The following is an 18,697-nucleotide window of genomic DNA, read 5'->3' as shown; positions in this document are numbered from 1 at the left end:
GCGGCGAAAAAAAAGGGGCCATGAGGCCCCTTTTTTCAATGCAACCCAGCTTCAGTCGAACAGACCGAAGGTGGCGTAGCTGAACCACGAACGGCTCTTGCCTTCTTCGGCGTTTGGCTGCTGCTGGTCGGCGGTGCCGCCGTCTTCAGGTGGCAGCAGTTCTTTCGGAATGGCGTCGCGCGCTTCCTGATACTGACGCTGCACATCCTGGTTGGCGCGGGTTTCGCCCGGCGGCAGCGGGTCGGTGTTGTTGCCGATCCAGCCCAGGGTGGCCTTGGAGATCCACGAGCGGTTGTCCGCTTCGTCCTGCTGGGGCACGAACTTGCCGTCTTCCAGGCTCGGGTGATCCGGGTAGTTGGTTTTCAGGGTGTCGAGGCTGGTCGCGGCCAGGTCGTCCAGGTGCAGACGCATGTAGGCTTCGGTCATCACCGCCAGGCCGTCGCCGACGGACGGCGTTTCCTGGAAGTTTTCCACCACGTAGCGGCCACGGTTGGCAGCAGCGACGTAGGCCTGACGGGTCAGGTAGTAGTCAGCCACGTGGATCTCGTAGGACGCCAGCAGGTTGCGCAGGTAGATCATGCGCTGCTTGGCATCGGGCGCGTAGCGGCTGTTGGGGTAGCGGCTGGTGAGCTGGGCGAACTCGTTGTAGGAGTCGCGGGCAGCACCCGGGTCACGCTTGGTCATGTCCAGCGGCAGGAAGCGCGCCACCAGGCCACGGTCCTGGTCGAACGAGGTCAGGCCCTTGAGGTAATAGGCGTAGTCGACGTTCGGGTGCTGCGGGTGCAGGCGAATGAAACGCTCGGCAGCCGACTTCGCCGCTTCCGGCTCGGAGTTCTTGTAGTTGGCGTAGATCAGCTCGAGCTGCGCCTGGTCGGCATAGCGGCCGAACGGATAACGCGACTCCAGCGCCTTGAGCTTGGCCGTAGCACTGGTGTAGCTATTGTTGTCCAGGTCGGCCTGCGCCTGCTGGTACAGCTCGACTTCGCTGAGGTTTTCATCGACCACTTCCTTGGTCGAAGAACAGGCCGCGGTGAATCCGAGGATGGCGATCAGCAGCAGGTGTTTCACTTGCATGGCGGCTAGCGTCCCTATAAACGGCCGCTGTCTCGGGCGTGGCCGTCCTGTTATGATGAGCACCCCGTGGAACCACCGGGGCAAAAGACGCCGTATTTAACCACAAGCGTGCAGCCGAAACCAAAGGCTGTGCCGCCGCCTAGTCCGAGCATGTCCGAGATCATACAACTTCGCGCAGAGGTACCGTCCGATTTGGGCGGACAACGCCTCGACCAAGTCGCCGCCCAATTATTCGCTGAGCACTCGCGCTCGCGCCTTTCCGCCTGGATAAAAGAGGGCCGCCTGACCGTGGACGGGGGCGTGCTGCGCCCGCGCGATACCGTGCATGGCGGTGCCCTGCTCGAGCTCAATGCCGAACAGGAAGCCCAAGGTGAATGGGTGGCCCAGGACATCGATCTGGACATCGTCTACGAAGACGACCAGATCCTTGTCATCAACAAGCCGGCCGGCCTGGTGGTCCATCCGGCCGCCGGCCACGCCGACGGCACGCTGCTCAACGCACTGCTGCACCACGTGCCGGACATCATCAACGTGCCGCGTGCCGGCATCGTCCACCGCCTGGACAAGGACACCACCGGTCTGATGGTGGTGGCCAAGACCATTCAGGCGCAGACGCAGCTGGTGACCCAACTGCAGAGCCGCTCGGTCAGCCGCATCTATGAATGCATCGTGATCGGAGTGGTTACCGCAGGCGGCAAGATCAACGCGCCGATCGGTCGGCACGGCCAGCAGCGCCAGCGCATGGCGGTGATGGAGGGCGGCAAGCAAGCCGTCAGCCATTATCGCGTGCTCGAGCGTTTCCGCTCCCACACCCATGTGCGGGTCAAGCTGGAAACCGGTCGGACCCACCAGATCCGTGTGCATATGTCGCACATCAACTTTCCGTTGGTGGGCGATCCGGCCTACGGCGGCCGCTTCCGCATTCCGCCTGCGGCCAGCGCCACCATGGTCGACGCGCTGAAAACCTTCCCGCGCCAGGCCCTGCATGCGCGCTTCCTCGAGCTGGATCATCCGACGACCGGTGAGCGCATGGGCTGGGAATCGCCCTTGCCCGACGACTTCGTCTGGCTGCTGTCGCTGCTCAAGCAGGATCGTGAGGCCTTCATCGGGTGACCACGTTCGCGCAGGGCCTGCTGTTTCCCGACTGGCCGGCTCCGGCGTCGGTGAGGGCCTGCGTGACCACCCGTGAAGGCGGCGTCAGCCCGGCGCCGTATGCCAGTTTGAACCTGGGCGCGCATGTGGGCGACGATCCACAGTGCGTGGTGCAGAACCGCCTGCGTCTGACTGCCCACTTCGGCATCCTGCCGGCCTGGCTGAACCAGGTGCATGGGATCCGTGTGGTCGAGGCCGACCCGAGCCGCGTGCTCGAGGCGGATGCGAGCTGGACCACCACCCCCGGCATTGCCTGCACCGCCATGACTGCCGATTGCCTGCCTGCGTTGTTCTGCAATCGGGCAGGTACCCGCGTGGCAGCGGCCCACGCCGGGTGGCGCGGGTTGGCGGCCGGGGTGCTGGAAGCCACTGTCGATGGTTTCCAGGAACCGCCCGGGCAACTGATGGCCTGGCTGGGGCCAGCCATCGGTCCGCGTCGGTTCGAGGTCGGCGCCGAGGTGCGTGAGGCGTTCATGGTCACCCACCCGCAAGCGGGTGAGGCATTCGTGCCAGGTGCTGCGCCTGGCAAGTTCCTGGCTGATATCTATGCCTTGGCGCGGATTCGCCTCGCTGCGGTGGGGGTGACGGCGGTGTATGGCGGGGGGATGTGTACCGTGGAAGATGAGCGGTTCTTTTCCTATCGTCGCGCGTCGGTCACCGGGCGATTCGCTTCACTGGTGTGGCTGGAACCCTAGCTTCGCAGCCGATGGCCCCTTCGCGGGCAGAGCCCGGCTCCCACACTGGCCTCGCTGAGAGGCCATCAATCTGCATTTGTGGGAGCGGGGCTCTGCCCGCGAAGAGGCCGGCACTGACACAACCTATCTAGATCTGCAACCCCCAACCTTGAATCTTCACCAACACCCCCCATCTAACTGTCATCCCCGGCAGGTTTTCTTCATCAGGTGTATCCATCGCTCCGGCCTGCCCTTTTTCAGGAAGGTGACTCATGCGTATAGACCGTTTGACCAGCAAGCTTCAACTCGCGTTATCCGACGCACAATCCCTGGCCGTTGGCATGGACCATCCGGCCATCGAACCGGCGCATCTGATGCAGGCGCAGCTCGACCAGCAGGGCGGTTCGATCCGTCCGTTGCTCATGCAGGTGGGCTTCGACGTCAACAGCCTGCGCAAGGCACTGAGCAAAGAGCTCGACCAGCTGCCGAAAATCCAGAACCCGACCGGCGACGTCAACATGTCCCAGGACCTGGCGCGCCTGCTCAACCAGGCCGACCGGCTGGCGCAGCAGAAGGGTGATCAGTTCATCTCCAGCGAACTGGTACTGCTGGCGGCCATGGATGACAACAGCAAGCTGGGCAAGCTGCTGTTGGGCCAGGGCGTCAGCAAGAAAGCGCTGGAAAATGCCATCAGCAACCTGCGCGGTGGCGAGGCGGTCAACGACCCCAACGCCGAGGAGTCGCGCAAGGCCCTGGAAAAATACACCGTCGACCTGACCAAGCGCGCCGAGGAAGGCAAGCTCGACCCGGTGATCGGCCGTGACGACGAAATCCGTCGGACCATCCAGGTGCTGCAGCGCCGCACCAAGAACAACCCGGTACTGATCGGTGAGCCCGGTGTAGGCAAGACTGCCATCGCCGAAGGCCTGGCCCAGCGCATCATCAATGGCGAAGTCCCCGATGGCTTGCGCGGCAAACGCCTGCTCAGCCTGGACATGGGCGCGCTGATCGCCGGCGCCAAGTTTCGCGGCGAGTTCGAGGAGCGCCTGAAGTCGCTGCTCAATGAGCTGTCCAAGCAGGAAGGGCAGATCATTCTGTTCATCGACGAACTGCACACCATGGTCGGCGCCGGCAAAGGCGAAGGCTCGATGGATGCGGGCAATATGCTCAAGCCGGCACTGGCCCGTGGCGAGCTGCACTGCGTAGGTGCCACCACGCTCAACGAGTACCGCCAGTACATCGAGAAGGATGCCGCCCTGGAGCGGCGCTTCCAGAAGGTGCTGGTCGAGGAGCCGAGCGAGGAAGACACCATCGCCATCCTGCGTGGCCTCAAGGAGCGCTACGAGGTTCACCACAAGGTGGCCATCACTGACGGCGCGATCATCGCGGCAGCCAAGCTCAGCCATCGCTATATCACTGACCGCCAGTTGCCCGACAAGGCCATCGACCTGATCGACGAGGCGGCCAGCCGCATCCGCATGGAGATCGACTCCAAGCCCGAAGTGCTCGACCGCCTGGAGCGCCGTCTGATCCAGCTCAAGGTGGAGTCCCAGGCCCTGAAGAAAGAGGATGACGAAGCCGCGATCAAGCGTCTGGAAAAACTGACCGAGGAAATCAACCGACTGGAGCGCGAATACGCCGACCTGGAAGAGATCTGGACCTCGGAAAAAGCCGAAGTGCAGGGGTCGGCGCAGATTCAGCAGAAGATCGAACAATCGCGTCAAGAACTGGAAGCAGCGCGTCGGCGCGGGGATTTGAGCCGTATGGCCGAGTTGCAGTACGGGGTCATCCCCGATCTGGAACGCAGCCTGCAGATGGTCGACCAGCACGGCAAAAGCGAGAACCAGTTGCTGCGCAGCAAGGTGACCGAGGAAGAAATCGCCGAGGTGGTTTCCAAGTGGACGGGGATTCCCGTGTCGAAGATGCTCGAAGGCGAGCGCGACAAGCTGCTGAAGATGGAAAGCCTGCTGCACCAGCGCGTGATCGGCCAGGAAGAGGCCGTGGTGGCGGTGTCCAACGCAGTGCGGCGCTCGCGTGCCGGATTGTCCGATCCCAACCGGCCCAGCGGCTCGTTCATGTTCCTCGGCCCGACCGGTGTGGGCAAGACTGAGCTGTGCAAGGCGCTGGCCGAGTTTCTCTTCGATACCGAAGAAGCGATGGTGCGCATCGACATGTCCGAGTTCATGGAGAAGCATTCGGTCGCTCGCCTGATCGGTGCGCCACCCGGCTACGTTGGCTATGAAGAGGGCGGCTACCTGACCGAAGCGGTGCGTCGCAAACCGTACTCGGTGTTGCTGCTCGATGAAGTCGAAAAGGCTCACCCGGACGTGTTCAACGTGCTGTTGCAAGTGCTGGAAGATGGCCGTCTGACCGACAGCCACGGACGTACCGTGGACTTCCGCAACACCGTGATCGTCATGACTTCGAACCTGGGGTCGGCGCGCATCCAGGAGCTGGTCGGCGACCGCGAGGCGCAGCGCGCGGCGGTCATGGATGCGGTCACCAGCCATTTCCGGCCCGAGTTCGTCAATCGGATCGACGAGGTGGTGATCTTCGAGCCGCTGGCGCGCGACCAGATCGCCGGGATCACGCAGATCCAGCTGGCCCGCTTGCGCAGCCGTCTGGCCGAGCGCGATCTGAGCCTGGAGCTGAGCGACGAGGCGCTGGATAAGCTGATCGCGGTGGGCTACGACCCGGTGTATGGCGCGCGTCCGTTGAAGCGTGCGATTCAGCGCTGGATCGAGAACCCGCTGGCACAGCTGATTCTCTCGGGCAAATTCCTGCCAGGGACATCGGTGCAGGCGTCGGTGGTGGATGATGAGATTGTGTTTGCTTGAGTGATGAGTGGCAGTGAGGGCCTTTTCGCGGGCAGAGCCCGCTCCCACAGGTACTCAGGCTTTAGTGGGAGCGGGGCGGGCGGCAAGCCCTCTGCCCGCGAAGAGGCCCTCACTAACCCACCCCATTGATTTACCGTTGCATTTTCGTTTCAAGGCTTGTAAAGTGCGCCCCGCTGTACGTCATCCCGCAGAGCCACTGGCTTCACCGGTTCTGAAAAAAAGTTGCAAATCAGTGTCTTGAAAGCAATTTAAAGGGTTGACAGAGGTTTTGAAAATTGTAGAATAGCGCGCCTCAGAGACATGAACGCAGCGATGCGAACGGGTCGAAGAGTTCAAGGCGGTAGTGATACAGGCTTGAAGCTGCAGCGGTTGTAGATGTACTGAAATTGATAGTTCCGTGATAGCTCAGTCGGTAGAGCAAATGACTGTTAATCATTGGGTCCCAGGTTCGAGTCCTGGTCACGGAGCCAAATTTCATATCGGGGTATAGCGCAGTCCGGTAGCGCGCCTGCTTTGGGAGCAGGATGTCAGGAGTTCGAATCCCCTTACCCCGACCATATTTGGGTCGTTAGCTCAGTTGGTAGAGCAGTTGGCTTTTAACCAATTGGTCGTAGGTTCGAATCCCACACGACCCACCATTTTTGATTCCGGTTCGCTGGATCGAATCTTAAAAAGCCCCACCGATTAACACCGGTGGGCAGCAGAAAAGGCGCCTTCCGGGTGCCTTTTTTGTACCGGGGTATAGCGCAGTCCGGTAGCGCGCCTGCTTTGGGAGCAGGATGTCAGGAGTTCGAATCCCCTTACCCCGACCATATTCATGAAAAAAGGCGCCTGTCATGGGCGCCTTTTTTTTTGCCTTCCATTCCGCCCCTGTAGCAGCGGCGCAAGCCGCGTCCGGCAGCACCCGTTGTATCAGACACACCACGTAGCCGGTAACGCGGCCTGCGCGTACCCCTGTAGCAGCGGCGCGAGCCACGTCCGGCCTCACCGCGGTGTACCAGGCACACCGCATCGCCAATGACGCGGCTCGCGCCGCTGCTACGGGGATTGCAGGCAACGATGGGTCAATGCAGCTTCAATCGCGGCTCCGTGCCTCGTCCGATACGGCTGCCCAGCATCAGCATGCCGGTGCGGAACAGACCATACAGCGCCGCCTGGTGCATCCGGTACAGCGACACGTAGAACATCCGCGCCAACCAGCCTTCCAGCATGACGCTGCCGGTCAGGTTGCCCATCAGGTTGCCCACCGCCGAAAAGTGCGAGAGGGAAATCAGCGAGCCGTAATCCTTGTAGGTGTACTCCGGCAACGCCTTGCCTTCGATGCGCAGCTTCAGCGACTTGGCCAGCAACGAGGCCTGCTGATGAGCTGCCTGCGCGCGCGGTGGCACGTTGCGGTCGGTGCCCGGCTGCGGGCACGCCGCACAGTCACCGAAGGCAAAGATGTCATCGTCACGGGTGGACTGCAGGGTAGGGCGTACCACCAACTGATTGATGCGGTTGGTTTCCAGGCCATCAATCTCCTTGAGGAAGCCAGGCGCACGAATACCGGCTGCCCACACCTTCAAACTGGCCGGAATCACCTGGCCGCTGCTGGTCAGCAGGCTTTCGGCAGTCACCTCGCTCACCGCGGCATTGGTCAAGACCGTCACACCGAGCTTCTCCAAGGTCTGGTGCACCGGCTGGCCGATGCGCTCGGGCAGCGCCGGCAGCACCCGTGGGCCGGCTTCGATCAAGGTGATGCGCATGTTCTCCGGCGCGATGCGGCCCAAGCCGTAAGCCGCCAGTTCTTTTGCCGCGTTGTGCAACTCGGCTGCCAGCTCGACACCGGTAGCACCGGCGCCAACGATGGCGACGCTGATCTGCGCGCGACTCTCGTCGTGCCCGGCATGGGCGCGCAGGTAGTGATTGAGCAGTTGCTGGTGGAAACGCTCGGCCTGCTTGCGAGTGTCGAGGAACAGGCAGTGCTCCGCCGCCCCCTGGGTGCCGAAGTCGTTGGTGGTGCTGCCTACCGCAATCACCAGGGTGTCATAGCCGATGCTGCGCGCCGGGACCAGCTCCAGGCCGGTTTCCGGATCGAGGGTGGCGCTCAATTGGATCTGCTTGGCCGCGCGATCCAGACCGCTCATGCGGCCAAGCTGAAACTCGAAATGATTCCACTTGGCCTGAGCCACATAGTTGAGCTCGTCTTCAGACGAATTCAGGGAGCCGGCGGCCACTTCATGCAGCAGTGGTTTCCAGATATGGGTCAGGTTGGCGTCCACCAGCGTGACGCTGGCCGTACCGCGCTTGCCCAGGGTCTTGCCCAGGCTGGTGGCCAGTTCCAGGCCGCCGGCGCCGCCGCCGACAATAACGATGCGATGTGTCATGGAAAGCTCTCATAAGGTTAACGAATTCGGGTGTCTGCGAGGGGCGGGCGAGCGCAAGGCAGCTCAGAGCTCCACACCTTCGAACAGATGGATCGACAAGCCCTGCTACGGCTGTCCCCAGGGCAAGGAGCAGGTGCTCGACTTGCAACCGAGGCGCGCACGAGTGACCGCCGATCAATGGGCGAGTGTCACGTGGCAGGGCAGGCGACCCTGAACAGGTAGACGTTTCAGACGCTGGCAAGGCTACAGGGTTCCTGACAGGCGGTGCGGGCGAGAGCGCTTTGTATCATCCGCACGGCCCCTGCGCCATGACTGGTAAAAGGGTGGGTTCACAAACTGATGCCCACATCGAAAACGATGCTGCGGCCCAGGTTGTTGCGCAGGAAATCCGGCGCATCCGGATGAGCGAACAAGACCCGGGCAAAGGTGGGTCCGACCAGCGACAGCGAGCGCCAGCCTTGGCGAAGAAACTCGGTAGGCGGCGGAAAATGGCTGTTCAAGTCCAGGGTTTCGCGCTTGAGGCTGGCGAAGGCAATGATGTCCAGCTCACCGAGGTCCAGCCCGCGTTCGCGGTAGTTGTGGGCTTTCTTGCGCAAGGTCGGTGCCAGCCGCTGCAGCAGCTCGGGGGCGCGGATGCGTTTGGGGCGTGCCTCGCGCCGGACCAGTTGGCTGAGGGAGAAAGCGCTGCGGCGGCGCTGCAACTCCTCGCGCCATTCATCGTTGAGCCTGCGCCCTTCGTCGAGCACGAAGAACACTTCGAAACTGGCTTCACGGAACAGCACGTCCGGCGGCTCCTGGCCGGCGGGGGTGAATTCATCGTCACGGTAGGCGATGTTCAGGCCCTGCAACAGGCGCTCGCACACCCAACGCTCGCGCTCCCACTTGCGCGCATTGGAGAGGAAGGCATTGGCCTGTTCGGCCTGGCTGGTGAGCAAACGCAGGTAGTCGGAGTCATCCATGGCCCTAGCTTAGCCCGCCTGTGCGACGAAAAGAATAACGGCCGACGCTTCAAAATATCTCGGCGATGGGTAAGGATGGGATTTTCCCAGGAGCTGCACCATGCCCAGCATCAAGATCACCTCCGGCGGCTACGAATTCTTGGCCGAAACCCATCCCGATGCACCGCAGACGGTGGATGCGTTTCTCAAGCTGCTGCCGTATCGGCAGAAGATCATCCATGTGCGCTGGAGTGGCGAGGCGTGCTGGGTGCCGCTGGGTGAATTCCAGTTGCTGCGCGGTGACGAGCCGGTCGGGTTCGAGAACCACACCAGCCACCCGTCGGTGGGGGACGTGTTGTTCTATCCGGGCCCGTACAGCGAGACGGAAATTCTGCTGGCCTACGGATCCTGCTGCTTCGCCAGCAAGATGGGGCAGTTGGCCGGCAACCATTTCCTTACCGTGGTTCAGGGCAAGGAAAACCTCCGCGCCTTGGGCGTGAAGACCTTGTGGGAAGGTGCGCAAGAGGTATTGTTCGAATTGGCGTGACCGCCCTGTAGATACCCTGTAGGAGCGGTCCCTGGCCGCGAACCATGCACCGCGGTATCCCAGACAATCCGCAGAGCCCCCTTCGCGGCCGATGACCGCTCCCACAGGTACCCGATATCCACTGTAGGAGCGGTCCGCGGCCGCGAACCAGGCACAGGTGCAAGCACTATCGCCTGGTGCCCGACCGCCTCAATGCCCGCGCGGTGGCAGGTCCTCGCTGAACAGGTCGTCCTCGGCATCCGGGCTCACCGGAATCTTGTGCTCCTCGGACGCCCAGGCCCCCAGGTCAATCAATTTGCAGCGATCGGAACAGAACGGCCTGTTCGCATTCGCTGCCGTCCATTCCACCGGCGCCCCGCAAGTCGGGCAATCAACGGTCAAGGGTTGGCTCATTCTCGGCCTCCACGCAAAGTCAGATAAAAAGCATGCAGCCGCTCGACTTCCGAGTGCAGCCAAGCCAGATCGCGGTCGTTGACCAGCACATCGTCCGCCAGCGCCAGCCGCTGCTCGCGGCTCGCCTGGGCTTTCAGAATCGCCTGGACCTGCTCGGGCGTGGTGTGATCGCGCAGCAAGGTCCGCGCAACCCGCACCGCCTCCGGTGCATCCACCACCAGCAAGCGCTGCGTGGTCCGGTACTGCCCCGACTCGACCATCAGCGGCGACACGAACACCGCATAGGGCGACGTCGCCGAAGCCAGCGACCGGGCGATTTCCTCGGCGATCAACGGATGCAGCAAAGCCTCGACCCAGCGCCGCTCTTGCGCATCCTCGAAGATCACCTTGCGCAACGCCCCACGGTCGAGGCTGCCATCGGCCTGCAACAGCGCCGCACCATAGCGCTGCACCAGCGCCGCCAGCGCTGGCCGCCCTGGCTCCACCACCCAGCGCGAAGCCTGATCGGCGTCCACCACGTGCACGCCCAACTCGGCAAAGCGTTGCGCTGCCGCGCTCTTGCCGCTGGCGATGCCACCGGTGAGGCCCAGCACCCAAGGTTTATCCACAGCTGTTGTCATCGGAACCCGGCAAACTGCATGTATGAAGTGGTTATTTGATCACCCCACAGCAATGCAATCCACCCCGCGATGGCCAGATAAGGCCCGAACGGGATCGGCGTACTGGTTTGCGCGTTGCGCATCCGCAGCATCAACACCCCCAGCACCGCTCCCACCAGCGACGACAACAGAATGGTCAGCGGCAATATCTGCCAGCCACCCCAAGCCCCGAGCATGGCCAGCAACTTGAAATCGCCGTAGCCCATGCCTTCCTTGCCGGTGATCAACTTGAACACCCAATACACCAGCCACAGGCTCAGATAACCCGCCACCGCGCCCCACAGCGCGTCGTAGAGATTGGTAAACAACCCCTGGCCATTGACGATCAACCCCAGCCACAGCAACGGCAGCACCAGCACATCCGGCAGCAATTGGTGATCGGCATCGATCAGACTCATCGCCAGCAAGCCCCAGGTCAGCAGCAAAAACGCACCGGCCTGCCAGCTCAAGCCGAAGTGATACACCACAAAGGCACTCAAGATGCCCGTGGCCAGTTCCACCAGCGGATAACGCAGGCTGATCTTCGCCCGACAACTGGCACACTTGCCCCGCAGCATCAGGTAGCTCACCACCGGAATGTTCTCCCAGGCGCGGATCTTGTGGGCACAGTGCGGGCATTCGGAGTGGGGCAGCAGCAGGTTGTACGTCCCGCCCTTGGGCTCTGGGGGCAGGCCAAGCATTTCTCGAGACTGCGTGGTCCAGTCACGGTCGAGCATGATGGGCAGGCGATGGATGAGGACGTTGAGGAAGCTGCCGATGATGAGGCCCAGGAGGAGGGCGCAGAACATCAGGGCCAGCGGGCTGGCCAAGAATTCAAGTAGGAGCATGTTAGACGACGGAGCCGAGTTGGAAGATGGGGAGGTACATCGCAATAACCAGGCCACCGACCACCACGCCCAGTACCGCCATGATCATCGGCTCCATGAGGCTGGTGAGGCTGTCGACCATGTTGTCGACTTCGGCTTCGTAGATGGTTGCTACGCGGTCGAGCATGTCGTCCAGAGCGCCGGATTCTTCGCCGATGGCGGTCATTTGGATGGCAAGGGTAGGGAACACACCGGTTGAGCGCATGGAAAAGTTGAGCTGCATACCGGTGGAAACGTCGGCCTTGATCCGGTTTACGGCGTTTTTGAAGACGACGTTGCCGGTAGCGCCAGCTACGGAATCAAGCGCTTCGACCAACGGCACGCCAGCGGCGAAAGTGGTGGAGAGCGTGCGCGCATAACGGGCTATCGCCGATTTGTAGATCAACTTGCCTACCACCGGAATTTTCAACAGAAGGCGGTCGATTGCGTCTCGAAACTTTTGACTTCTCTTGTGCGCATTCTTGAATAAAAAAATCGCGGCAAAGATGCCTGCCAGGAAAATAAGCCACCAGTTTTGCAATGCCTCAGAAAGCCCGATAACCATTTGGGTGAACGCTGGCAGCTCGGCTCCAAAGCCCGCAAAAACAGATTGAAACTGAGGAACAACCTTTATCAAAAGAATGGACGATACAACAGCAGCCACTAACAGGACCGCAATGGGGTACGTCATTGCTTTTTTTATCTTTGCTTTCAATAGCTCCGTCTTTTCTTTGTATGTGGCAACCCTTTCAAGCAACGCTTCCAGTGCACCTGCCTGTTCACCGGCATCTACAAGATTGCAATACAACTCGTCAAAGTACTCAGGCTTTTTGCGTAGCGATATGGCGAAACTATTGCCTGCTGCTACGTCCTGTTTTATACCGTTGACCAGCTTTGTCATGCGGACGTTTTCTGAACCCTCGCTTATGATATCGAAGGATTGCAGAAGCGGAACTCCGGCTTTCATCATAGTAGACATTTGGCGTGTAAACAGTGCGATGTCAATGGGCTTGATTTTTTTGCCGCCTCCAAAAATAGAATCGGTTTTCTTTCTTATCTTGGTCGACGCTACTCCCTGCTTTCGAAGCAAGGCCTTTACCGTGGCGATATTATGCCCTTTGATTTCGCCTGCGACTTTGGTACCCTTTCGGTCAACACCCTCCCAAGAGAAGTTATGGATCTTGTCAGGTTTGATAGCCATTTTACTAGTCCTTGGTTATACGATTTATTTCTGCGAGACTTGTAACGCCTTGCATAACCTTGGACAGTCCAGAGGTGCGTAAATCGTTGAATCCCTCTTTCCTCATTTGCGTAGCGATCTCTATAGCGTTACCAGCTTCCATGATGATCTGTTGCAAGGCTTTGGTGTTTTTCACCACCTCGTAGATACCCTGTCTGCCTCTATAGCCACCGTTGCACTGATCACATCCGACAGGCTCGTAAACTTTGAAGCCACCGATGGTTTCAATGGGGAAACCTTCTGAGATCAATGCCTCGCGCGGAATGTCAGCCTCGCGTTTGCAGTGCGGGCAAAGCTTTCTAGCCAAACGCTGAGCGATGATAAGGCTCACCGAGGTGGCAATATTAAAGCTGGCAATTCCCATGTTTTGAAGCCTGGTAAGCGTCTCGGCCGCGCTGTTGGTGTGCAAGGTAGAGAGAACCAAATGTCCAGTCTGTGCAGCCTTGATCGCAATTTCTGCGGTCTCGAGATCACGGATCTCGCCGACCATGATCACGTCGGGATCTTGGCGCAAAAACGAACGCAACGCTTGCGCGAAGTCCATACCCTGCTTGGGGTTAACATTGACTTGATTGATCCCTTCCATGTTAATTTCCACAGGGTCCTCGGCGGTGGAAATGTTTATATCGATCGTGTTAAGGATGTTAATACCTGTGTATAACGAAACCGTCTTGCCCGAACCCGTAGGGCCGGTAACCAGAATCATGCCCTGAGGCTGACTCAGCGCTTCGAGATACAGCGCCTTTTGATCGGGTTCATACCCAAGGGCATCGATGCCCATCTGTGCGCTGGACGGGTCCAGTATACGCATCACTATCTTTTCCCCCCAGAGTGTGGGGAGCGTATTAACGCGAAAATCAATCGATTTAGACTTCGAGATGCGCATCTTGATACGACCATCTTGAGGTTTTCTGCGCTCTGAAATATCTAAGCTCGCCATCACTTTCAGGCGTGCAGCTATGCGGCCTGATAGATTGATAGGCGGTTTGGCAATTTCTCGCAGGATGCCATCGGTTCTGAATCTGACCCGATAGGTCTTCTCGTACGGCTCGAAATGCAAGTCGGATGATCCGCTTCGTATGGCGTCGAGTAGCATTTTGTTTACGAAGCGAACGACAGGTGCATCATCTGAATCTTGGGCAATAGGCTCGTCCTTGTCGTCATGGCCACTTTGGATGTCCAATCCTTCCAAGTCGACATCGCTGAGCTCTTCAAGTCCAGTTGAGCCATTGTCAAAAAACTTTTCGATGGCTTCAGTAAGTTTGTCATCTTCTACCAGTATGGCCTCTGTGGTTAAGCCCGTACTGAATTGGATGTCCGTCGTTGCGAGATGATTGGTGGGGTCGGACAGCCCGATAAAAAGCTTATTGCCTCTGCGCCATAAAGGCAGCGCATGGTGTTGCCTAATAAGTTTTTCGCTAACGAGATTTTTTGGAAATCCATCGCGGTCAACTGCGTGCAGGTCAAGCAGGGACACACCGAACTGATCAGCGGCAATTTCTGCAACCTCTCGACTCTTTGCCAAGCGATTCTGCACCAGGTAATTCACGAACGGTATTTTTTGACGCTGCGCTTGGGTAAGCGCCAGCAACGCTTCCTTGTCAGTAAGCAATTCGGCAACGACGAGCTGCTTGGCCAAGCCGGTTAGGGCGATATCGTTCATTTGAATGCGTGCTCCTTTAGTGCGTCTTTTATAGCGCAGTCAGAGCGGGGTGCCAATCAAGATAAATGCACCTGACAAAAAATGTCACTTTGTTGCTTTTTTTACTCCCGCTTTGATTAGGTATGGATGGATTTGCGCGGGTATGAGTGACCTAAAAAATGGCATGGGTTTTGCTTTGTAGACTTTAGGTCCTCCGACCTTCATTTTATTGGAGAGTAGGTATATGAAAGCGCAAAAGGGTTTTACGCTGATTGAGCTTATGATCGTTGTAGCGATCATCGGCATTCTTGCAGCGATCGCCATTCCACAGTATTCCAAGTATCAAGCGCGCGCCAAAGCGTCTGCTGGTCTTGCTGAGGCTTCAGGGCTCAAAATCAACTTTGAGGATTTGCTGAACTCCGGTACTACTGTAACCGCCGCTGCGCTCAATGCTACGACTACATCTAACTGTGCTTGGACAATCACCGACGGACAAACAGGTTCAATCCTGTGCACCCTGCAGAATGCGCCGACCGCTATCTCGGGTGGGACCATCACGCTGACTCGAGGCACTGGTGGTTGGGCTTGTTCTACCGCTAGCCTTGGCGATTACAAACCCAAAGGCTGTTCCTGAGATAATAGGCGATCCACGTAGGCACTACTACGTGGATCTTCTTAGCGTTAATGGTGGCGTGTTATGAAATCTTCAAGAGCTTTCACGCTTATTGAGTTGATGATAGTGGTCGCTATTTTAGGGATCATATCGGCCATCGCCATCCCCTTGTTCCTTAAGTACTCGGCAAGGGCCAAGCTCACGGCCGGGTTTTCTGAAATGAGCATGCTAAAGCGAGACGTCCAGATGGCTTTGGACCAAGGGGTTGATGTGAATTCGACAGCCGACATTTCGGCTCCGAGCACTACCGCAAATTGCAGCAGTATCACGGCTACAGGTTTTGCATCTTCTGGGCTGGCCACTATCACGTGCACCGTCGCTAATGGACCGGCATCAATCAACGGAAAAACTATGACATGGTCTCGAACCAATGCCGGCGGGTGGGCCTGCACCAGTTCGGTTAGCGCTATTGATTCTATTGTCGAATGCCCTGGAGTTTGACTCGTTTTAAGGTCAGTAGCCATATGTTTTTCCTCTATAACTAAGCCGGTGTAGCTCAGTCGGTAGAGCAGCGCACTCGTAACGCGAAGGTCGTAGGTTCGATTCCTATCTCCGGCACCATCCCCAACACAGTAACACTCTCTCAACATCGTCAAATTCGGTTCTGAAAATGATGATGCCGCAACCCAGAATACGGAAATCACCATGGTTCTCACAGGATTCAGCCGCCTCGCAGTGGCTTTTGTGTTTCTGGCGGCACTGCCCGCCTGCTCCACTCACAAAGATTTCTACGCCACCGGAGGCAGCCGTGCGGATGGCGTCATCGACGTTGCCTATGATTTCAATTATCTGGAAGCGCCGGTTGTCGATCTGAAGCAGGCGTACACCATCGCCCGGTCCAAATGCTCCCTGTGGGGCTACGTAGACGCAGAGCCTTTTGGCGGAGCCACCCAGGAATGCACTGCCAGACGCGGTTTTGGTGATTGTTCGGCGTGGCGGGTCTCAAAAAAATATCAGTGCTTGGGTAATCTGGGCAGCGTATCTGCGCCACTTAATTACCTAGGCTCAGCGCAGCCTCCAGTTCAGGTGCCTGCCCGACAGGCAGTTGCGTCTCCCCAACCAGCACCGACAGCAACGCCCGCCCCATTGTCGTCCGCTGAGTACAAAGATCGGCAGATCGATTTGCTGATGCAGCAGAACTTGCCTTACGACGAGTATCAAAAGAGATATCAGGCAATCATGGCGCAGTAGTGAATCGGGAGCAGGGCATAAAGCTTTCCAGTTCGGTTCCTTACATGGATAGCCCACACGACATGCCCAGGAGCCCCCCATGTTCAGCCACATCCAAATCGGCGCCCGCGATCTCCCAAAAATGGTCGCTTTCTACGATCACATCTTCCAAGCCTTGGGCCTCATCCGCCTTCCCGAAGAAAATGACGGCGGCCCTGCCGGCGCTGGTTGGCAACGGCCCGATAAGCCCTGGCCCCAGGTCTACGTCCAGCTCCCGTTCAACGGCCTCCCGGCCACTTGGGGCAACGGCATGCAGGTCAGCTTTGCGGCGCAGTCGCAGCAGCAGGTGCGGGACGCGTGGCAGGCAGCGTTGGACAACGGTGGCAGCGACGAGGGGGCGCCGGGTTTGCGGCCGCAGTATTCAGAGGACTACTACGGCGCCTATTGCCGGGACCCTGAAGGCAACAAGTTATGTTTCGTTCATGCATCGGATATGGCCAGTTCAGCTTAACCCCGACGCAAGTTGGCCAGGCGCGCAACCCCAGCCGTCAACAGTACCGCCAGCAACACGCCTGTCGCCACGGCGGGCAGTATGCCTAGTTGCACTACCATCTCCTGCAAGCTGAGGTAGAAGCCGATCACGCCGACGGCGCCAATCGCGTTGCCTCTGACAATCGCCGCGAGTTCCTGGCGTCCGCCTTGCACATGCGCAAAAACGGCGAGCGGCCAGGCGATGATCGGAATGGGCGCCAGGTAGCCGCTGACCACGGGGCCCAACCACTGCGCCCCTGCGGTGATCAGTAGCAGCAGGAGGGTAGCGGTCAACATCCGCATGGGAATGATCCAGTGGGGTAACGCAACCGGGCGCGCCAGGGGTTTGCCATCGTTCGACGTCACCCGAATCAGCACCACCACCAGGCACAGGGTAATGGCGATGGAGGCAATGGGTGACCCCAGCCGGTTCATCAGTAGCGCTGTGGCAACGTAGAACACCACGGCGGCCAGGCATCCGAGCACTACCGAAACACGGCGGGTCACCGCAAGATAGAACAGGTAGGTCGCCTGAATTGCCGCCACGCCGGCCAATGCGCCGGGCACTGCCATTGCCACGAACCCCGGGCCTTGTTCGAGGCTGAGAAACAGCATCACCACGGCGGAGGTCACTGGAAGCCCGGACAGCAGCCCGCCAACGTGCGTACCCCAGCGTTTGGCAGCGATGGAGATGAACAGCATGAGCAGCGGCGTGATGAGTAGCTTGAGGTAGAAAACAGTCATGTACGTGCGTCGTTGTTTTTAGTCCATACGTTGTACATGATTCGACGTTGGGCTTTTATTCAATCGGCGCCGGGAATGGCGATTGTTTGCCTCGACCTGTATCGTTTTCGTCCTGTGTGCCGACAGCCTATAAGCCCGCCCCTGACTCTGGGCAAGGATGCCAACCGTGAAATACTTCTTCATCATTATGGCCAGCTACGCTTCGGTCTATCTGTGTGTATCGCCGTTGTTGGATGCACGCGTGCAGGACGTCATCGAAGGCCTGGAGATGCGCCGCCGGGCGGCGGATATCGAGGCCTACATCGACCACGTGATCCAGGCGCTGAATCGTAGCAAGCTCGAGTACGCCTTGTTCGGCGGCACGCTGATTGCGGCATTGGTCAGCGCCGGAGTGTGGTTGCTGGGCGATTAGGCGGGGCCATTGAACGAGGGGTGCAGGTCGGCAACGTCCTGCACCCCTTGCTCGGTCACTCGGGCTGCTTGTCCTGTTCGCTGAATTCCACTGCCAGGGCAGCGGCTTCCACGTCACTGGTGCGTATGTGCAACTGTCCTTCGCTGTCCTGAACCTGAAACACCGGGTCCATGTCGTGTGTCCGGTACTGCTCGGGGATGTCATTGCCTTCGAGTTTCTTGACGGAGATGGCCATGGTTTTTCCTCCCAAAGAAGCTGTGACCGGCGCCCTCGGCCAAGGTGCAGTCCGAAGCGTTGCACAGGAACTTACCTTGCCTGCAATGCCTCGAATCTCTACCTATCATCAGAGGCTTCCTACCATGACCACACGCGATGAAATCCAGCCAAAAGCCCCGACCCTCGATGCCAGCGGCAAGCCGGTGAACGTGGTCGAGCGCGATATCGAAAATGAAACGCCTGCCACCGAAGGCGTCGACAAGGTCATCACGCCTACCTCCATCAAGGAGAAAGAGCAGGACGCCGAGACCTTGCAGCGCAAGACCGCCGAGATCGAACGCAAGATCGCCGACGGTCGTTGATGTCGTGAAAAAGGAGAAAAGTGCAGCTAACCGTCCGTTCACATCCGTTTCACGCGGCATTTACATTCTTGGGCGTAATGTTGACCTTGCTCCTTCTTCAAGCCCGCTTTCCTCCCCGTCGGCGGGCTTTTCTTTGTCTGCGATTTGGCGTTTCGCCCAGCCAGGCCTGCTAACCTCACCTATTCAAGCGTCGACCCGAACCGGGCGTCGGCGCGTTGCAGT

General features: G+C 59.1%; 21 protein-coding genes and 5 tRNA genes. 14 read left to right on the top strand and 12 right to left on the bottom strand.

Features of this window, described 5'->3' with window-relative positions; translation table 11 throughout:
- Positions 1 to 51: 51 nt before the first annotated feature.
- A complete protein-coding gene (locus IFT75_RS10675) occupies positions 52 to 1,074 on the bottom strand; it encodes an outer membrane protein assembly factor BamD (protein WP_185795218.1) in 1,023 nt (340 codons plus the stop codon).
- Positions 1,075 to 1,224: 150 nt separating this feature from the next.
- Between IFT75_RS10675 and rluD the strand changes: the two genes are divergently transcribed.
- Positions 1,225 to 2,187, top strand: a complete 963-nt coding sequence (gene rluD / locus IFT75_RS10670; RefSeq protein WP_122475306.1) for a 23S rRNA pseudouridine(1911/1915/1917) synthase RluD — start codon at positions 1,225 to 1,227, stop codon at positions 2,185 to 2,187.
- Positions 2,184 to 2,921 (top strand): peptidoglycan editing factor PgeF, encoded by a 738-nt coding sequence (pgeF, locus tag IFT75_RS10665; protein WP_192054748.1) that lies wholly within the window; start codon positions 2,184 to 2,186, stop codon positions 2,919 to 2,921. The genes rluD and pgeF overlap by 4 nt, the downstream gene beginning before the upstream one ends.
- 127 nt (positions 2,922 to 3,048) lie before the next feature.
- Here pgeF and IFT75_RS21500 read toward each other — a convergent pair whose 3' ends face one another.
- The gene (locus IFT75_RS21500; RefSeq protein ID WP_274603814.1) at positions 3,049 to 3,174 is read right to left on the bottom strand and encodes a hypothetical protein; all 126 of its coding nucleotides are present in this window, start codon (positions 3,172 to 3,174) and stop codon (positions 3,049 to 3,051) included.
- Between IFT75_RS21500 and clpB the strand changes: the two genes are divergently transcribed.
- The 5 genes from clpB to IFT75_RS10640 all read left to right on the top strand — a co-directional run bounded on the left by clpB (position 3,173) and on the right by IFT75_RS10640 (position 6,549).
- Entirely contained in the window at positions 3,173 to 5,737 is a 2,565-nt protein-coding gene (clpB, locus tag IFT75_RS10660) for an ATP-dependent chaperone ClpB (protein WP_122795378.1), read from the top strand. The two genes, IFT75_RS21500 and clpB, sit on opposite strands and share 2 nt — an antisense overlap.
- Before the next feature lie 394 nt (positions 5,738 to 6,131).
- Positions 6,132 to 6,207: transfer RNA gene (locus IFT75_RS10655), tRNA-Asn, on the top strand.
- Positions 6,208 to 6,217: 10 nt separating this feature from the next.
- Positions 6,218 to 6,294 (top strand) — tRNA-Pro (locus tag IFT75_RS10650).
- A 5-nt stretch (positions 6,295 to 6,299) separates the two neighbouring features.
- Positions 6,300 to 6,375 (top strand) — tRNA-Lys (locus IFT75_RS10645).
- A gap of 97 nt (positions 6,376 to 6,472) precedes the next feature.
- A tRNA-Pro gene (locus IFT75_RS10640) sits at positions 6,473 to 6,549 on the top strand.
- A 252-nt stretch (positions 6,550 to 6,801) separates the two neighbouring features.
- On the opposite strand, the gene IFT75_RS10635 is transcribed toward IFT75_RS10640, so the two are convergent.
- Complete coding sequence (locus tag IFT75_RS10635; protein ID WP_122795377.1) at positions 6,802 to 8,103, bottom strand: NAD(P)/FAD-dependent oxidoreductase; 1,302 nt, start codon at positions 8,101 to 8,103, stop codon at positions 6,802 to 6,804.
- 329 nt (positions 8,104 to 8,432) lie between these two features.
- Positions 8,433 to 9,062 carry a DUF1780 domain-containing protein gene (locus IFT75_RS10630; RefSeq protein ID WP_122475299.1) on the bottom strand — a complete coding sequence of 210 codons (630 nt, stop codon included), beginning with the start codon at positions 9,060 to 9,062 and terminating at the stop codon, positions 8,433 to 8,435.
- A 100-nt stretch (positions 9,063 to 9,162) separates the two neighbouring features.
- Between IFT75_RS10630 and IFT75_RS10625 the strand changes: the two genes are divergently transcribed.
- Positions 9,163 to 9,588, top strand: coding sequence for a DUF3830 family protein (locus IFT75_RS10625; protein WP_122795376.1), 426 nt, complete (start codon positions 9,163 to 9,165; stop codon positions 9,586 to 9,588).
- Positions 9,589 to 9,777: 189 nt separating this feature from the next.
- On the opposite strand, the gene yacG is transcribed toward IFT75_RS10625, so the two are convergent.
- From yacG to pilB, 5 genes are read right to left on the bottom strand one after another with little or no spacing between them, the layout of a single operon-like run.
- Positions 9,778 to 9,981, bottom strand: coding sequence for a DNA gyrase inhibitor YacG (gene yacG, locus IFT75_RS10620; RefSeq protein WP_122715126.1), 204 nt, complete (start codon positions 9,979 to 9,981; stop codon positions 9,778 to 9,780).
- The gene (coaE, locus tag IFT75_RS10615; protein ID WP_122475295.1) at positions 9,978 to 10,601 is read right to left on the bottom strand and encodes a dephospho-CoA kinase; all 624 of its coding nucleotides are present in this window, start codon (positions 10,599 to 10,601) and stop codon (positions 9,978 to 9,980) included. Before coaE ends, yacG begins: the two co-directional genes overlap by 4 nt.
- Positions 10,598 to 11,467, bottom strand: a complete 870-nt coding sequence (locus tag IFT75_RS10610; RefSeq protein ID WP_192054747.1) for a prepilin peptidase — start codon at positions 11,465 to 11,467, stop codon at positions 10,598 to 10,600. Before IFT75_RS10610 ends, coaE begins: the two co-directional genes overlap by 4 nt.
- Before the next feature lies 1 nt (position 11,468).
- Positions 11,469 to 12,686 carry a type II secretion system F family protein gene (locus IFT75_RS10605; RefSeq protein ID WP_192054745.1) on the bottom strand — a complete coding sequence of 406 codons (1,218 nt, stop codon included), beginning with the start codon at positions 12,684 to 12,686 and terminating at the stop codon, positions 11,469 to 11,471.
- Between the two features lie 4 nt (positions 12,687 to 12,690).
- The gene (pilB, locus tag IFT75_RS10600; RefSeq protein ID WP_192054743.1) at positions 12,691 to 14,388 is read right to left on the bottom strand and encodes a type IV-A pilus assembly ATPase PilB; all 1,698 of its coding nucleotides are present in this window, start codon (positions 14,386 to 14,388) and stop codon (positions 12,691 to 12,693) included.
- Positions 14,389 to 14,611: 223 nt separating this feature from the next.
- On the opposite strand from pilB, the gene IFT75_RS10595 reads away from it, so the two are divergent.
- The gene (locus IFT75_RS10595; protein WP_192054742.1) at positions 14,612 to 15,001 is read left to right on the top strand and encodes a pilin; all 390 of its coding nucleotides are present in this window, start codon (positions 14,612 to 14,614) and stop codon (positions 14,999 to 15,001) included.
- 47 nt (positions 15,002 to 15,048) lie between these two features.
- On the opposite strand, the gene IFT75_RS21650 is transcribed toward IFT75_RS10595, so the two are convergent.
- Positions 15,049 to 15,504 (bottom strand): hypothetical protein, encoded by a 456-nt coding sequence (locus IFT75_RS21650; protein WP_446731022.1) that lies wholly within the window; start codon positions 15,502 to 15,504, stop codon positions 15,049 to 15,051.
- 21 nt (positions 15,505 to 15,525) lie between these two features.
- Between IFT75_RS21650 and IFT75_RS10585 the strand changes: the two genes are divergently transcribed.
- From IFT75_RS10585 to IFT75_RS10575, 3 genes are all read left to right on the top strand, one after another.
- A tRNA-Thr gene (locus IFT75_RS10585) sits at positions 15,526 to 15,601 on the top strand.
- 84 nt (positions 15,602 to 15,685) lie between these two features.
- On the top strand, positions 15,686 to 16,231 hold the full coding sequence (yecR, locus tag IFT75_RS10580) for a YecR family lipoprotein (protein ID WP_192054738.1): 546 nt from the start codon (positions 15,686 to 15,688) through the stop codon (positions 16,229 to 16,231).
- Between the two features lie 79 nt (positions 16,232 to 16,310).
- Positions 16,311 to 16,721 (top strand): VOC family protein, encoded by a 411-nt coding sequence (locus IFT75_RS10575; RefSeq protein ID WP_192054736.1) that lies wholly within the window; start codon positions 16,311 to 16,313, stop codon positions 16,719 to 16,721.
- Here the strand turns inward: IFT75_RS10575 and IFT75_RS10570 are convergent.
- Entirely contained in the window at positions 16,718 to 17,485 is a 768-nt protein-coding gene (locus tag IFT75_RS10570) for a hypothetical protein (protein WP_192054734.1), read from the bottom strand. The genes IFT75_RS10575 and IFT75_RS10570 overlap by 4 nt on opposite strands.
- A 166-nt stretch (positions 17,486 to 17,651) precedes the next feature.
- Between IFT75_RS10570 and IFT75_RS10565 the strand changes: the two genes are divergently transcribed.
- Entirely contained in the window at positions 17,652 to 17,897 is a 246-nt protein-coding gene (locus tag IFT75_RS10565; protein ID WP_192054733.1) for a hypothetical protein, read from the top strand.
- 55 nt (positions 17,898 to 17,952) lie between these two features.
- On the opposite strand, the gene IFT75_RS10560 is transcribed toward IFT75_RS10565, so the two are convergent.
- The gene (locus tag IFT75_RS10560) at positions 17,953 to 18,132 is read right to left on the bottom strand and encodes a hypothetical protein (RefSeq protein WP_122475279.1); all 180 of its coding nucleotides are present in this window, start codon (positions 18,130 to 18,132) and stop codon (positions 17,953 to 17,955) included.
- Between the two features lie 124 nt (positions 18,133 to 18,256).
- Here IFT75_RS10560 and IFT75_RS10555 point away from each other — a divergent pair, with 124 nt between their 5' ends.
- Positions 18,257 to 18,475, top strand: a complete 219-nt coding sequence (locus tag IFT75_RS10555) for a hypothetical protein (RefSeq protein ID WP_043192846.1) — start codon at positions 18,257 to 18,259, stop codon at positions 18,473 to 18,475.
- Positions 18,476 to 18,697 lie beyond the last annotated feature (222 nt).

Source organism: Pseudomonas sp. CFBP 8758, assembly GCF_014841725.1.
In the GTDB taxonomy this organism is placed as follows: Bacteria; Pseudomonadota; Gammaproteobacteria; order Pseudomonadales; family Pseudomonadaceae; genus Aquipseudomonas; species Aquipseudomonas baltica.
The sequence above is the reverse complement of the archived record's forward strand: the minus strand, read 5'-3'. Positions and strand labels throughout refer to the sequence as shown.